Origin of the sequence: Psychromonas sp. MME2, assembly GCF_040566515.1 — a bacterium.
GTDB lineage: Bacteria > Pseudomonadota > Gammaproteobacteria > Enterobacterales > Psychromonadaceae > Psychromonas.
Genome location: NZ_JBEWXI010000012.1, coordinates 813,855 through 828,961, shown reverse-complemented (window position 1 = coordinate 828,961; position 15,107 = coordinate 813,855). Strand labels below are relative to the sequence as shown.

The window sequence follows — 15,107 nt, the reverse complement described above, 5'->3', positions numbered from 1 at the left end:
CGATTTCGAGATATTTTCAATAACAAAAGAAATTTTAACTTTTTCTACTTCATACATAAAGTCAGTTAATGGCTCCAAATTTTTGGAGTAATACGCATGATTTACTTCTACGTCATCAAAGAAACTCATTAATGTCTCATCATCGAGCATTTCGTTTAATTTATTAAATAATGCAATGTATGATCAATTGCTTTTTGGTTAGTTTCACTTTTGTAATTTACTTCAATTTTGGTTTTTTCTCTTTGAAGCAATATATTATGCGTTAGCCCTAAACTTATTAATAAGACTCCAATAAGTGAGTCATAAGAACCAAGTATTTTAATGTTGAATTGTGTCACTAAGACGGCATTTATAATACTTTGAAATATGGATGTCGTAGTAAGGCCTAAGCCAGCAATCACAACGGCCCAAGTAACTTTATTAGAAAACTCTGGAAAGAAAAGCCTAAATGCTTTTTCTATTTGTTTCCCACGATATTTGCAAAACATTCCCCTGAAACATAACGAGGCTGTAGAATTTCTCATTTTTGAGCCTATTTTTTTAAATAAAAAAACACAATAATTCATAATTTATTGATATTCAATTAAATATTCTGTTTATGATAACTAACTGATCAAATTGAGTGATATATCGCTGAATTGGCTGGATTAGGGAGCGTCCATCTCATCACCCAAACCTTATAATTGATTTACATCAATAAAAAGGTTTGGATGTTCTGCACCATACTCGGGACATCCATATTTGATCCCAACAAAATCAATGCATTAAAACCTTTGGGGGCGAAAGCGACTTAAGTTTATCAGGATATTATAGTCACAGTATTTATTTCCATACATCAATGGTGCAGAGAGCAAATAAAAACCGTGGTTAGCTCATTCAACCATTTAACCATTTAATCGAGAAGTAACAACTCTTTGCTACTGTAGGCAAAAAACAAAGAATTCATCTGATGGTGTATCCCTTTATTTTTATTACTCGGCTAAAAAGCGGACTCCACCATTTTCAATTAATTTATTATCAAAATCAAAGAAGGTTGCATTTTCCCATGATGAACCGGATTTTTGTTTAAACCCTGATGCAGAACAAGCATTACTAACCCAAGCTGGTTCCCAATAAATAATGCCAAGAACACTTTGTTTAATCGCCTCTTTTTTTTAAATCTAACAACCAACGCGCCTGATTTTCTGGGCTTGCAGGTTGATATCCTTTGGGCATGACGGCCAAAACATTATGTAGTTGGTCATTCCATTTATCTGTCCAAGGTAAAGCAGTTTCTACAATCATTACATCTTTAGTATAGCGTTTTTTAAGCGCTTTTATATTCTGGCCGAGCTCTGCGATATTTAATTCAGACCATTGTGCATAATAGGATAAACCGATTATATCAAAATCAGTGACACCAGCATTTTTTGCAGCCCAAAACCAATGATTAGCATTTGATGCATTGGCTATATGAATGATGATTTTTGCCTGACCATTTCCTTCTTTACGCGCCGCTTTTATTCCTGCATTTAATAATGCAGCATTACGTACCCAGTTAATTGGGTAGCCTTTGTTATCCCATGGGACCATTATTTCGCGATCTATCTCATTGCCTATTTGAACATAATCAGGACTTAATTGTGCAAGTGCAAGTCTAGAAAGAACATCATTGCTATATAGGTATACTCTTGCAGCTAACGAATCCGTATCCCCTAGATATTTTTCCCAAGCTTTAGGGATAATTTGTTGCACTAGGATTTGCCCATGTGTCAGAATAATGAAAATCAAGCATGACTTTCATGTTATTAGCCTTTGCTTGTTGAATGCTTAATTTGACATCTGCGTAGTTTGAATAGTGATTAACCTTGCCATCCGCGTCCTGCCAATTTGGATTTACCCATATCCGGATCCTAGCCAGATTGCCACCTTGCTCAGATATAATCTGGTAAACATTTTTTGCGCCATCACGATCACAAAAATGATCCCACAATCTTCTGCATTTGATTAGCCGATGAAAGGTCAACGCCACGAATGAAATTGTTTTCAACAGAAGACACTATATATGCAGGTAGTACAAGCGCTATTAGGCAAAATATTTTTAGATAATTTGTGTAAAAATACATGTTAGGAAATACCTTTTTAGGCAGTCAATTAATTGGTAAATAAAATCTGTAAACGTCTATGGAATCGCATTTTGAATTTTTACAATTCAATGAAACAATCCATATCATTAATTTTATCTGTTGAAATCATACGCACGTTTAATTTCAACCATTTGCACTGTAGTATGATTGATACCATTTATTACGACCAATTTTTTGCGCTAAATAATGGTCAGGATCACGCTTCCACTGCAAAATTGCCTCTGCAGTTTCCCAGTAAGAAATAGCCATTTCTTGTTCGCCTGCGGTTGCTGCAACAACATCAATGCAGTCATACATGCAAATACAAGGTTTCATTGATACTGGGCATGGCTGTATTGCCAGCAAAAATCCTAAGACCGAACTCTACTCCCATCATTAACGCCATCGTTGATAAAAAATTAATTTCTTTTTTTGCATCAATATCGGTAGGATTCATTCGCTTACAGAAAAGCTAACGCTATTCATCTCAAAGGTTAAGTCACTTGTAAATTTTCCTCGCTAAATTTTCTTTTTTACCTATTAAGGTCTTTATGAATACACTTATTAAGAAAGTGCTTTTTTCGCTTTCACTTGTACTATCGACAGCTTCTGTTATCGCTGCCAATCAATCTAACGACTCCTTCAGTCGTGCTAAAAAAAACATGGAGAATGAAGTCTATAGCAACAATCGTTCTACCCTATATTGTGGTGCGGCATTTGATAAGCGTAAAAATATCACCCCTCCCACGGGTTTTGAAACTTCGACACACTTGAAACGCGCTAAAAAAGTTGAATGGGAACATGTCGTGCCCGCTGAAAACTTTGGCCGTACATTTTCAGAGTGGCGCGATGGCGATAAGCAATGTGTGAATAGCAAAGGTAAGGCATTTAAAGGTAGACGCTGTGCAGAAAAAGTTAATCAAGAGTATCGCTATATGCAAGCGGATATGTTTAATTTATACCCCGCTATTGGCGCTGTAAATGCGTTAAGAAGTAATTATAATTTTACGATGCTACCTGCCGCAAAAAACAGTTTTGGTAGTTGTGCGATGAAAATAGAGAATAGTAAAGCAGAGCCACCAGAAGCGGCAAGAGGCCAAATTTCTCGTACTTATTTATACATGGAAGACACTTATAGCCGTTATCGAATGAGTAACCAGCAGAGACAACTGATGAATGCATGGGACAAAATGTACCCAGTCAGCGCGTGGGAATGTCAGCGGGCTAAAAAAATAGCAGCCCTGCAAAAAAATAGTAATCATGTTGTGCAAAGTCGCTGCGAAGCTAAAAATTTGTGGAAAAGATAATGTTCTAAATGGGCAAATATCATTAATAGGTAATGATATTTGCCCATTTATATTGCATCTGTTTTGCTGTTTTTTCAGCGAGCGTTGCCGATGATAATCGCGAAACTAAATATAAACTCATATCGATGCCAGCAGAAATGCCTGCAGAGGTGATATATTTACCCGTATCTATCCATCGTTTATTGTCGATCACCGTTAAGGCCGGATAATCCGCTTGTAGGTCGGCAATGTCCTGCCAGTGTGTGGTAACAGATAAACCATCAAGTAAGCCCGCCTGAGCTAATATGAAAGCGCCAGTACAGACGGAAAGCACCATATCAGCCCTATTTGCGACCTCCTTAACCCAGCTAATGACATTTGTTTTTTGTACTTCTTGGTCATGAATACCGCCAACAACTATTAAAATATCGATATGCGGATGATCTGAAAAGTCGTAATGAGGTTTGACTAAAAAACCACCTCGAGCAGTGACAATATCCGCAGATTGTGCGACAAAAAATATATTCCAGTCATTAAAAGCAAGCCTACTAGCAGTACTCAACACTTCAAATGGGCCCGAAAAATCAAGCACTTCTGCATTATCATAGATATATATCGCGATATTCATTGTACTCACCTCTACTGATCATACCAATTCCGGTAAGTATGTGATCTACATTTTGCGCAGGAAAAACAGCTTAATTCAAGGCCTAATTTGACGTAAATGGCTATTCCCTTTGCGAAAATTACAACGCAGCAGTAAGTAGTTTTAACCAGTAAAATAGATCTGCTATTTATCGGAATTGGTATTAAATGTGTTCATTCACTTGTGCATTGTATATGCTAGATACAGTTCCATTAATAGGTTAGTTTATATGCACAATAAATATTCTTTATTTTTAACTTTTGTTATTTCAATTATCTCCCTGCCTTCGCTTGCCAGTGAAGAAACATTGGTCACATTAGAAAATGGCAAGGTAGTGAAACTAATCCTGATTTCACTTGGCAATATGTGGTTGATATTAATTCCATAAAAAAAGATCAAGCATCCACTTCCGTTGCAATTGAACAAAAGCAGTCGCCTACCATTGTAACTAATCCGAAAAGTCAGTGGCTTAGCCTAAATGATGTTACTCAAAAAAATGATGTCAATGTAAAACTACTTTCAACCCAGTGGGAAAATGGTCGCCTTGGCTTGATTTTTGAGTTAGCCAGTCAGAGTCCTGACAATTACGTAACCATTGACTTAGCCGTTAGTCTATTTTCAGATAGCGGTGAGTTGCTAAAAGAGGACCATATCAATGTTTGGCAAGCTACCTTTAGATTGCCTGATAGCTATCTACGAAAAGGGCAAGTAAGAGAAAGTCGTATTTTTTGGTTCTCAGGTATTAATAAAGAACAATGGACGAAACAGCTAATTAATATCAATATTGAGAAAATGGAATCGCGCGGATAACGATACCCATGCAACTTCATGATGCGATGCTGCTATTTTCCATCCCCCACGTGGTAATAGCACATAACGCAGCGATATTATGATAAGCAACAATATAAATCAGCTACTTATATAGATTGGTATAAAGCCGCTTCAATATCATTAATCAGTTCTTGGGGCTTGGTTGTTGATCCATAACGGGTAATAGCGCCACTTTTACTGATTAAAAATTTAGTAAAATTCCATTTAATGTTTTCAGTGCCCATTACACCCGGTGCAGTTGTTTTGAGCTCTTTATATAGCGGGGCGGCATTACTGCCATTAACGTCAATTTTTGCAAACATAGGAAAGGTCACACCGTAATTTTTCTGACAAAATGTGGCAATATCGCTATTACTGCCCTTCTCTTGTTCAGCAAATTGATTACACGGAAAACCAAGAACAACAAACCCTGATCTTTATATTGTTCATATAAGGCTTGTAGACCTTCATATTGATAGGTAAAGCCACAGTTGCTGGCTGTATTTACTATTAATACTACCTGACCTTGATAAACGGATAAGTCTTGTATATCACCTGAAAGTAACGGCATACTTTTATTTAAGATAGACATAGTTTGGCTCCATTTTATAACGCTAAAGAAACATTAAAATAGCAAGTTCCAACCAGTTGCTTTCCAATATTGTTGCTCAGTGACTAAATCAGCCTGTAACAATTTATTATTCTCTAACCAATCGATATCTTCACAGTCCAGCGTCCATTCATCATCACGGGCGTCAATTGTGATATTCAGTGAGGGTTGATCATTACGTTGTGCATTGAGCACGATAGCAAGGCGTAATACGCGAATCAGAGCAATAATATGTTTTTTCTTAAACAGGGTAAAGTCATCGATTTCAACTAATTTAAGTGATTTGCGCTGATATCTCACTAGCATAGAAATAACTAATTGTTGTTCGCTGTTAAAACCCGGCATAGTCGTATGGCGTAAAATATAAGCGGAGTGGCGATGAAAGCCCTGCAAGCTAATACTTAATCCGACTTCATGTAATAGTGCAGCCCAAGATAACAGATCAAACAACTCACTCGATTTTTTTAACCCAACCTCAGAAGCAACCTGATCTAATAATGCGATAGCTTGCTCCTTAACATCCGTTGCATATTTAACATCAACTAAATGTTTGCTTGCAAGGTTTTCCGTGGTGCGCAAACGAATATCAGCACATTTAAAACGATCTTCCATCTCATAGAGTAGTCCTTCTCGCAAGGCACCGTCAGAAAAATGCATCTCTTTGATATTTAAGGCTTGAAATATTGCACTTAAAATTGCCACACCAGCCGCAAAGACGGGCTTTCTTTCATCGCTAAGCCCGGTAAGTTGTGAATATCATCAATAGTTGACCATTCGCATAAGGTCGAAATGAGTTTGGATAACCGATCTTCACTAATAATGCCATCTTCATAGCCCATACCAACGAGCACTTCATTGATTGCTTTAATTGTCCCTGAGGAACCAAAGGCTAAATCCCAGCCAAGCCTGCGATACTTGTAGTCAATAAACTAAAGGCTTTGTGCTGCTGCAAGTCTTGCACTAGCAAAGTTTTTATTTGAAAGCTTGCCATTTTTGAAAAATCGATTGGAATAATTAACACAGCCCATCGGGGTACTGTTAACTAATACGGGTTCAAAACCGTTTCCAATAATGAGTTCAGTGCTGCCTCCTCCAATATCAACCACTAACATAGAATCGGCTTGTGGTTGCGTATGAGCAACACCGAGGTAGATTAAACGTGCCTCTTCAGTTCCAGGGATGACCTCTATAGGAAATGGTAATATTTCTAAGGCGCGACGTAAAAATAGGGTGGCATTTTTTGCTTGTCGTAATGTATGTGTCGCTGCAATCCGCACATTATGAGGCTCAAAACCTTGTAAACGTTCGGCGAGCATAGCCAAACATTCCAGCCCTCTTTGCATTGCTGCTTCATCGAGGTGTTTATGCTCATCTAAACCATCCCCTAAACGTACTCTTTGTTTATGGCGGCTTACTAACTGTAAATCTTGATCATTAACTTTTGCAACAACCATGTGAAAACTGTTAGATCCAAGGTCTATTGCTGCAATATCTTTAATGTCAGTTTCATTTGATAGAGTTTGATTCATCACCATTACGCATCTCTTTAGATCTTCGGGTTTGTCTTTCTAAGTTTTTAATATAATCATAGGTCGCTAATTGAGAACGTACATTTTTTCTGTTACCACGATCGACATACAGGTTACTCATCTCTTTATCGATAACTCTGGCTTTAACGGTGTCTGTAAATTGAATATTAATAATATCAATAATACGCTGTTTTAAACGTTCATCACGAACAGGTGCCCCCACTTCAATACGATTATCTATATTTCGCGTCATCCAATCTGCTGAAGATATATAGACTAATGGATTGCCTTCATTATGGGTGATCAGAACGCGAGGATGCTCTAAAAAGCGATCAATAACACTAATAACTTGAATATTATCACTCACCCCTTCTACACCGGGAACAAGCGAGCACATACCACGAATAATCATTTTAATTTTAACGCCGACACTACTTGCGGTATAGAGTTTATTAATCAATCCATTATCGACTAAATTATTGACTTTTAGGGTTATGGCTGCTTACGAGGTGAAACAATTAAATGGTCAAAATGTACTGGGCGGTATGGGTTTTCTATGTAGCCAAAAACATTTCTCACTTCAGTGGCGAGTTCTTGATCGGAAGTTAGTAAAGAAAAATCAGTATAAATACGTGCTGTTTTTTCGTGGAAATTCCCTGTGCCCATATGGGCATAACGGATTATTTCTTCGCCCTCTTTACGACTAATGAGTAACAGTTTGGCGTGAATTTTCATACCAGGGGCACCAAAAACGACTTGCACACCTGCTTCGGTTAAAACGCGTGACCATTCCATGTTCGCTTCTTCATCAAAACGCGCCTGCAACTCCACAACGACTACGACTCGTTTACCGTTATGTACAGCATCGACAAGGGAACTCATCAAACGCGAGTCTTTCGCAACCCGATAGATATTAATCTTGATACTAATCACTTTGGGATCAAAGGATGCTTGCCGAACCAGTTCCGTAATATGTTCAAAGGAGTGGTAGGGATAGTGAAGTAAAATATCACGAGCACGAATGGCATCAAAGGCATTGGCATATCCTTCGAAATCGGCACATTTAAGCGGTGGTAACGATTTATTTTCTAAATAACGGGGCCCGACATTAGGAAAGCTAATGAAGTCTTTAAAATTTTGGTAGCGTCCACCGGGAAGTAAGCTATCGTAGTTTGAGATTTTTAGTTTATCACAAAGAAATTTCAGCAAGTTGCTCGGCATATTACTTTCATAGACAAAGCGAACGGGCATTGCAGTTAAGCGCTGGCTTAACCCTTCCGATAATTGCTCAATTAAGCTGTACTCGACCTCATGGCGTAAATCATACTCAGCATCACGTGTCATTTTCATTGCATAACCAGCAAGCTCCTCATATTCGAGAAAACCTCTGAATATATCATCCAAACAGTAACGGATAATATTATCTAATAAAATAATTGTTTTACGTCGTTTACCCTTTTGCTCGGGAACCATAATAAAGCGAGGAAGATGATCCGTTGGAATTTCAATGAGGGCATATTGGCTTTGATCTTGTTGTTTTAAATCAACTGCGATATAAGCATATTCATCTTTGAGAAACTGCATTACATCAATATCTTCACGCATCAATAGTGGAGTAACATGCGGTCGAACTTCGCTATGAAAATATTTACGAACCCAAATTTGTTGTGTTTCATCTAACTGAGTTTCGTTAACAAGAAATATACGTCGACGAGCCATTTCTAAAATAAGCTCATTATATAAATCATCAAAGTCTTGATTAAGTTTAAATGCTTTACTCTGCATACGCTTTAACAGATGCTTGGTGTTGTCATTTCCTCCGCGCTCTCGGTTAATTAATATTTGTCTTTTAACATCGGAGAAACGAACTTTGTAAAATTCATCCAAATTATTTGAGAAAATACCTAAAAAGCGAATTCTTTCAATAAGTGGAACCGATTTATCCGCCGCTTCTTGCAATACTCTCTCATTAAATGAAAGCCAGCTTAGTTCCTTTTCTATATACAACTTTTCAGCAATCATAATTAAATTTTAACCTGTCAGTTATTATTATTTTTAAATAGTCTATACCCATGTTACCTCAAAATGCTTTGTCAGGCGCTAGCTTGGATACCAGAGCAAGACGTAACATGAGGTAATTGTTATTCACACATTAATTTTGACATCAAGATGACACTTAAATGAACCGTCACACAATTGTAATATTAACAGCTTAGAGTATAGCCCGTATCTGTGACACTTTTATTACATCTGCTAAAAATCTATTTGTAATACCCCCAACACAACAAACTAGTCACCGTGTTTTAGTGCTTGATGGTATAACAATAGGAAAAACTTACCAGTAACCAGCCTGAAAGCCGAAGACCTTCATATTTATTCAAGCTTATAACATACGCGCAAATAGATTTATACGTTTTAAAGCAATAATTTACAACCCTGTGCAATAAGCTACACCACCTGTGGCGGCACTAAGTGATAACACTTGTCTCGTTACTGCGCGATACCGCATGCAATATAACTAAATGATGAAGCTTAATCCCATCTTAGTGCACTTTTTCTTGCTCACTTTGCATCTTGAAGTATCATGGAGACATGCTGGCCAATATTAAAGGATACTAATATGATAACCGTTGCTACACCGTCAGGATTTGAATGGAATGAAATAAATAGTCATTGGGTTAAAAATTACTTAACTCGTAAAACCGCCCTCCTTCAAAAATTGACAGGCGGCATTGGTGTCGATATTCATAATCTTAACCAGTATCAATTCCCACGAACTCTGTGAACTGTTGGAAACGACAGCAGATGGTCGTGAATTACGTAACCAGTTATTTAAAGCTTGGCGTAGTAAAAAATCCCGCGATAGTGATAATGGTAAAAAACTCTATACATTCAATATGTCCATTAAAGCGGGTGATCAACTAAAAAAGTTAGCCAAAGGTAAACCGCTTAATCAGACCCTAGAGAAACTTATTTTTGCAGGAAAACAAGCTTCTCAAGCAACACAAAAAGAGCAGTTAAAAATAGCACGACTCAGCCAAGAAAATGGACAACTGAGAGAAAAATTAAATACCCTTGGTGATACTAACAATTCAGAGGAAGCCCATATGCAATCGCTGATCAATAAGGATCTACAGGTAAAAGCATTAGCCAACTTGAAAAATCACAATTAATTAAACAAATTTTACTGTTGAAACGCAAAATCAATCAGCTTAGTTAATGCGCTTCATTGTTTCGCACTTGTTGTAACACAAAATCACAAAATACTTGATTTGCTCTTGATAAGTAACTATCTCGACGCCAAGCCAAGCTCAAGTCGATGATAAATGGCTCTGCAAAGGGACGCGTCACTATTTGATCATCCTCTTGGATTGCTAATCTCCACATCGGTGAAATGGCGTATCCTTTGCGAATTACCGATTTAATTAAGGGAAGCAGATTGGTTGTAAAGGAGACCTTAGGGATTGTCTTTTCCTGACGGCTGATTTTTTGGATGAATCCATGATGGTAATAACTATTACCAAACAACACCAACTCGTGAGCGAGAAAGTCCTTTGATTCGATTTTCTCTAAATCTGCTAAAGGATGTTCAGGTGCCATACAGACTACCATTTCAACCTGTATTAATTTATGGCTAGCTAACTCTGGTAATAAATCTTTATCGGCAATAACCCCTAATTCAATGTCTCCATCTAATAATTTTTGCCTTATATTACGCGTACCAGTATCTATGATATTTTGGCTTAAGCCAGGATATTGATGTTTAAAAGCCATTAATATAGGTGGGAAAAAATACAATCCTAGTACGCTTGGTAAGCCAATTTGTACCTCACCCTGCTGTAAACCATCAATCGCTTGAATGGCTAATTTAGCATCTTTAGCCTGTTGTAAAATTTGCCTAGCGTGTTGTAAAAATTGCTGACCAGCTTTGGTTAATCCCACCCCCCTTTCGCGACGGTGAAAAAGCGGAACATTGATATCACTTTCTAGTTTTTTAATGCTAGAACTGATGGCAGGCTGCGCCATATTTAAGTGTCTTGCTGCCGCTGAAATAGATCCCGTTTCAACAACAGTGATAAAATGGTGCAGTTGCCTAAATTCCATCATTATCCTCCACTAAGGTAACTTTTATTCCCGACTTTGTATCTTGATGCATCACAGGTATAGATTATATCTATGGGTGTCATAAAAACAACATTATTTATTTATTGATAAATTGAGCATATTCTTATTTTGTGTATGAAATAACGTGATGATGCTATGAAGAATATAACCCATTATAATTCCTTAACTATCTCAATTTGCCTTTGCTCGATTGTAACCTTTTTAAATATCTATTGGTTACAACCGTTGTTACCACTATTACAGCAAAGTTTTGCAATTACCCCTCTTGCGGCTAATCTTGCCATGTCAGCGCCCTTTCTTGGCATGGGGCTTGGGTTATTAATACTAGCAAGTTTGTCAGATGCGATAGGCCGGTATCCATCCTATTATGCGGCACAGCAGCGGGTTTATGCGTTTCACTATCATTACCACTGGTAGAAAACTACACCTTATTTATATTTTTACGATTTATACAAGGTGCTTTTTTAGCTGCTTGCCCTGCGGTTGCGATCCCTTTTTTCCGGGAGGAGTTAAGAAAAAGTTGGTTACCAAGCGCTGTGGGTTTTTATATCGCATGTAATACCTTAGGCGGTATTAGTAGTCGGCTAATCAGTGGTATTGGGATTGAATATTTCGATAGTTTACGCGCTACTGGTTACATTATCGCGCTGTTAAGCTGCGCACTCTTTGCTTTGGTCTTTCTATTTCTGCCGAAACAACGCCATTTCATCGCAGAAAAGTTCAATTTAACAACCAGCTTAAAACAATTTTCAATACATCTTAAACGCCCTCAATTAATATTGATCTACCTACTTATTGGCTTGGCATTTGGTTGCTTTGTGAACTTATTCAGTTATTTAATGATTGTTCTTGAAGGTAGCCCCTATGATTTACCCAGCTGGGCACGTAGCTTAATGTTCCTCACCTTTTTAGGCGGGACACTGAGCGCATCATTTGCTGGTCAGTTCGCCAAAAAGCATGGGCAGTTAGCGGGTATTATTACCGGGATCATCATTATGCTCGGTGCCAATGTTTTATTAAGTAACTCAGATTTAACTTTGATGGTGATGGGGATGGTGACCATCGCAATAGGTTTCTTTTTTTGCCATACCCAAGCCAGTACGTTGGTTGGAAAAATGGTCAATAAAGGCAAGGGAAGCGCGCAGGCACTATACAGTTTATTTTACTATACAGGTGCCAGCTTGGGGGTCTTTTTCATTGATCCATTCTATCAACATTGGGGATGGCCAGGCGTCATTGCCAGTACCACTATTGCCTTAGTTATTTGCCTTGTATTGGTCGCGATTTATCAACTAAAATTTTTGCCACAGCATATACTGGTACTTCAAGATGCGAAATCAGCAAGAAAAATAGTGCCGCGATGCTAAGCATAAAACTAAAATACAGTCATCTACATAACGTTTTTATAACAAAGCAGATGGATGCTATTTTCCATGCCCAACGGTGCTCTAGCGCTATCCTCACTAGATTTTTTCTAGTATAGCTGGTTAGTATGTTAATCATTTGCTTGCTGTATCAACTAACTGGATGTATATTCCGCATCAATTTGCTGCCAAAAAAATTAAGGAAAAAGGATGCGTTTTGACTTTCCAATTATCATCATTGACGAAGATTTCCGTTCAGAAAATACCAGTGGTTCAGGTATAAGAGAGCTTGCCGAAGCGATTGAAAAGGCGGATATGACGGTTATTGGCTATACACATTACGGTGATTTAGCTGCTTTTGCTCAACAACAAAGTCGGGCTGCTGGTTTTATATTATCTATCGACGATGAGGAATTTGGTAACGGTGGTGAGGAAGATAGTGAATCAGTCCTACTTGAGTTACAAAATTTAGTTAATAATATTCGTCATCGCAATCCTGAAATTCCAATATATCTATATGGTGAAACACGTACAGCTCGTCATATTCCTAACCAAATATTACGTGAATTGCATGGCTTTATTCACATGCATGAAGATACACCTGAATTTGTGGCCCGCCATATTATACGTGAAGCAAAGAGTTATTTAGATAGTTTAGCTCCCCCGTTTTTCAAAGCTTTAACACATTATGCTGAAGATGGCTCATACTCATGGCATTGCCCTGGCCACTCTGGCGGCGTCGCATTCTTAAAATCACCCGTTGGCAGAATGTTCCATCAATTTTTTGGTGAAAACATGTTAAGAGCTGATGTATGTAATGCCGTAGAAGAGCTAGGCCAATTACTTGACCACACAGGCGCTATTGCTGCATCAGAACGTAACGCAGCACGAATTTTTAATGCAGACCATCTCTTTTTTGTCACCAACGGGACCTCTACATCCAATAAAATAGTTTGGAATTCAACGGTAGCACGTAATGATATTGTCGTCGTTGACCGTAATTGTCATAAATCGATTTTACATGCGATTATGATGACTGGGGCGATTCCTGTTTTCTTGATGCCAACACGCAATCACTATGGAATTATCGGGCCAATTCCCCGTCAGGAGTTTGAACCTGCTAAAATCCGTGAAAAAATGGAAAACAATCCTTTTATTAAAAAATTATTAAGCGAAGATGCTAATTTAAAACCACGTATTTTGACTATCACTCAATCAACCTACGATGGTATTTTGTATAATGTCGAAGAGATTAAATCATTACTCGATGGTGAAGTTGATACGCTGCATTTCGATGAGGCTTGGCTGCCACATGCTGCATTTCATGATTTTTATGGTGATTACCATGCAATCGGAGAAGGACGCACCCCTTGTAACGAGTCTATGGTATTTTCCACCCAATCAACACATAAGTTGTTGGCTGGTCTTTCTCAAGCATCACAAATTTTGGTACAAAACGCCACAAACAATCATTTAGATACGGATCTATTTAACGAAGCCTATCTAATGCACATGTCGACAAGTCCACAGTATGCCATCATTGCATCTTGTGATGTCGCCGCGGCAATGATGGAAGCGCCCGCAGGCACGGCTTTAGTTGAAGAATCACTAGACGAAGCGTTAGAGTTTCGTCGTGCGATGCGCAAAGTAGATGATGAATATCAAGAAGATTGGTGGTTTAAGGTTTGGGGACCTGACGATTTAACCGATGAAGGTTTAGATGAACGCGACTCTTGGATGCTACGCGCCGATGAGAATTGGCATGGTTTTGGTGCGATTGAAGAAGGCTTTAATTTACTCGATCCGATCAAAGCGACCATTTTAACGCCCGGGCTTACCGTAGATGGTGGCTTTGAAGAGACGGGTATCCCCGCCGCGATCGTCGCCAAATATTTAGCTGAACATGGCGTAGTCATTGAAAAAACGGGTCTATATTCATTCTTTATTATGTTCACTATTGGTATCACCAAAGGTCGTTGGAATACCATGGTGACGACGTTACAACAATTTAAAGATGATTATGACAAAAATGCTCCTTTGTGGCGTATTTTGCCGGAATTTATTATTCAATATCCGCAATATGAGCGCGTTGGTCTACGCGATTTATGTCAGCAGATTCACCAGATATATACGCAACATGATGTCGCGAAACTAACCACATCAATGTATTTATCGGATTTGGTCCCTGCAATGATCCCCGCCGATGCCTTTGCAAAAATGGCACATAAAAAAATAGAGCGTGTGCCACTTGATGACTTGGTTGGTCGCATTACTGCGGTGATGTTAACCCCATATCCACCGGGCATCCCTTTATTAGTGCCAGGGGAAGTGTTTAATGAAACGATTGTTAAGTATTTAAAATTTGCCCGTGAATTTAATCAAAAATTACCTGGTTTTGAAACTTTTATACATGGCTTAGTTGCCCAGGAAATAGAAGGAAAAATGCATTATTTCGTCGATTGTGTGATTGAGTAAAGACCCCCTAACAGGTGTACTTATACGCGATAATCATTAAGGATGGATTAAGCTTTCTACCTTGATGATTATCGCAAGACGCGCATTAACAGCATCGACTTTTTATTAATTCTCAGTGACACGTTGAAATTAATTTAATTGTTAATTGCATACTTTT

At 38.2% G+C, this 15,107-nt stretch carries 13 protein-coding genes and 3 pseudogenes; 5 read left to right on the top strand and 11 right to left on the bottom strand.

The features are described 5' to 3' along the window. Positions 1 to 155: 155 nt before the first annotated feature. The 5 genes from AB1A03_RS14385 to AB1A03_RS14365 form a co-directional block, all read right to left on the bottom strand. Positions 156 to 524: a hypothetical protein gene (locus AB1A03_RS14385; protein WP_354625293.1), complete on the bottom strand. Its 369-nt coding sequence runs from the start codon at positions 522 to 524 to the stop codon at positions 156 to 158. A gap of 447 nt (positions 525 to 971) precedes the next feature. Next, the gene (locus AB1A03_RS14380; RefSeq protein WP_354625327.1) at positions 972 to 1,142 is read right to left on the bottom strand and encodes a glycosyl hydrolase 53 family protein; all 171 of its coding nucleotides are present in this window, start codon (positions 1,140 to 1,142) and stop codon (positions 972 to 974) included. Beyond that, a complete protein-coding gene (locus tag AB1A03_RS14375) occupies positions 1,138 to 1,734 on the bottom strand; it encodes a glycosyl hydrolase 53 family protein (protein ID WP_354625292.1) in 597 nt (198 codons plus the stop codon). Before AB1A03_RS14375 ends, AB1A03_RS14380 begins: the two co-directional genes overlap by 5 nt. After that, on the bottom strand, positions 1,715 to 2,011 hold the full coding sequence (locus AB1A03_RS14370; RefSeq protein WP_354625326.1) for a glycosyl hydrolase 53 family protein: 297 nt from the start codon (positions 2,009 to 2,011) through the stop codon (positions 1,715 to 1,717). The genes AB1A03_RS14375 and AB1A03_RS14370 overlap by 20 nt, the downstream gene beginning before the upstream one ends. A gap of 238 nt (positions 2,012 to 2,249) precedes the next feature. Beyond that, the gene (locus AB1A03_RS14365) at positions 2,250 to 2,423 is read right to left on the bottom strand and encodes a hypothetical protein (RefSeq protein WP_354625291.1); all 174 of its coding nucleotides are present in this window, start codon (positions 2,421 to 2,423) and stop codon (positions 2,250 to 2,252) included. Positions 2,424 to 2,656: 233 nt separating this feature from the next. Here AB1A03_RS14365 and AB1A03_RS14360 point away from each other — a divergent pair, with 233 nt between their 5' ends. Next, positions 2,657 to 3,412, top strand: coding sequence for an endonuclease (locus tag AB1A03_RS14360; RefSeq protein WP_354625290.1), 756 nt, complete (start codon positions 2,657 to 2,659; stop codon positions 3,410 to 3,412). A gap of 22 nt (positions 3,413 to 3,434) precedes the next feature. On the opposite strand, the gene AB1A03_RS14355 is transcribed toward AB1A03_RS14360, so the two are convergent. After that, a complete protein-coding gene (locus AB1A03_RS14355) occupies positions 3,435 to 4,019 on the bottom strand; it encodes a DJ-1/PfpI family protein (RefSeq protein WP_354625289.1) in 585 nt (194 codons plus the stop codon). Between the two features lie 384 nt (positions 4,020 to 4,403). On the opposite strand from AB1A03_RS14355, the gene AB1A03_RS14350 reads away from it, so the two are divergent. Continuing rightward, positions 4,404 to 4,847, top strand: coding sequence for a DUF3157 family protein (locus AB1A03_RS14350; RefSeq protein ID WP_502945963.1), 444 nt, complete (start codon positions 4,404 to 4,406; stop codon positions 4,845 to 4,847). Between the two features lie 107 nt (positions 4,848 to 4,954). On the opposite strand, the pseudogene AB1A03_RS14345 reads toward AB1A03_RS14350, so the two are convergent. The 4 genes and pseudogenes from AB1A03_RS14345 to ppk1 form a co-directional block, all read right to left on the bottom strand. Further along, positions 4,955 to 5,439: pseudogene (locus AB1A03_RS14345) on the bottom strand (glutathione peroxidase). 33 nt (positions 5,440 to 5,472) lie between these two features. Further along, positions 5,473 to 6,159 (bottom strand): Ppx/GppA phosphatase family protein, encoded by a 687-nt coding sequence (locus tag AB1A03_RS14340; protein WP_354625288.1) that lies wholly within the window; start codon positions 6,157 to 6,159, stop codon positions 5,473 to 5,475. Between the two features lie 227 nt (positions 6,160 to 6,386). Continuing rightward, the gene (locus AB1A03_RS14335; RefSeq protein WP_354625287.1) at positions 6,387 to 6,992 is read right to left on the bottom strand and encodes a Ppx/GppA phosphatase family protein; all 606 of its coding nucleotides are present in this window, start codon (positions 6,990 to 6,992) and stop codon (positions 6,387 to 6,389) included. Beyond that, a pseudogene (ppk1, locus tag AB1A03_RS14330) lies at positions 6,964 to 9,008 on the bottom strand (polyphosphate kinase 1). The gene AB1A03_RS14335 and the pseudogene ppk1 overlap by 29 nt, the downstream one beginning before the upstream one ends. Before the next feature lie 713 nt (positions 9,009 to 9,721). Between ppk1 and AB1A03_RS14325 the strand changes: the two are divergent. Then, complete coding sequence (locus AB1A03_RS14325; RefSeq protein ID WP_354625286.1) at positions 9,722 to 10,159, top strand: hypothetical protein; 438 nt, start codon at positions 9,722 to 9,724, stop codon at positions 10,157 to 10,159. A 43-nt stretch (positions 10,160 to 10,202) separates the two neighbouring features. On the opposite strand, the gene AB1A03_RS14320 is transcribed toward AB1A03_RS14325, so the two are convergent. Next, a complete protein-coding gene (locus AB1A03_RS14320; protein ID WP_354625285.1) occupies positions 10,203 to 11,093 on the bottom strand; it encodes a LysR family transcriptional regulator in 891 nt (296 codons plus the stop codon). Positions 11,094 to 11,246: 153 nt separating this feature from the next. Between AB1A03_RS14320 and AB1A03_RS14315 the strand changes: the two are divergent. After that, a pseudogene (locus AB1A03_RS14315) lies at positions 11,247 to 12,478 on the top strand (MFS transporter). A 207-nt stretch (positions 12,479 to 12,685) separates the two neighbouring features. Further along, complete coding sequence (locus tag AB1A03_RS14310) at positions 12,686 to 14,950, top strand: Orn/Lys/Arg family decarboxylase (RefSeq protein ID WP_354625284.1); 2,265 nt, start codon at positions 12,686 to 12,688, stop codon at positions 14,948 to 14,950. Positions 14,951 to 15,107 lie beyond the last annotated feature (157 nt).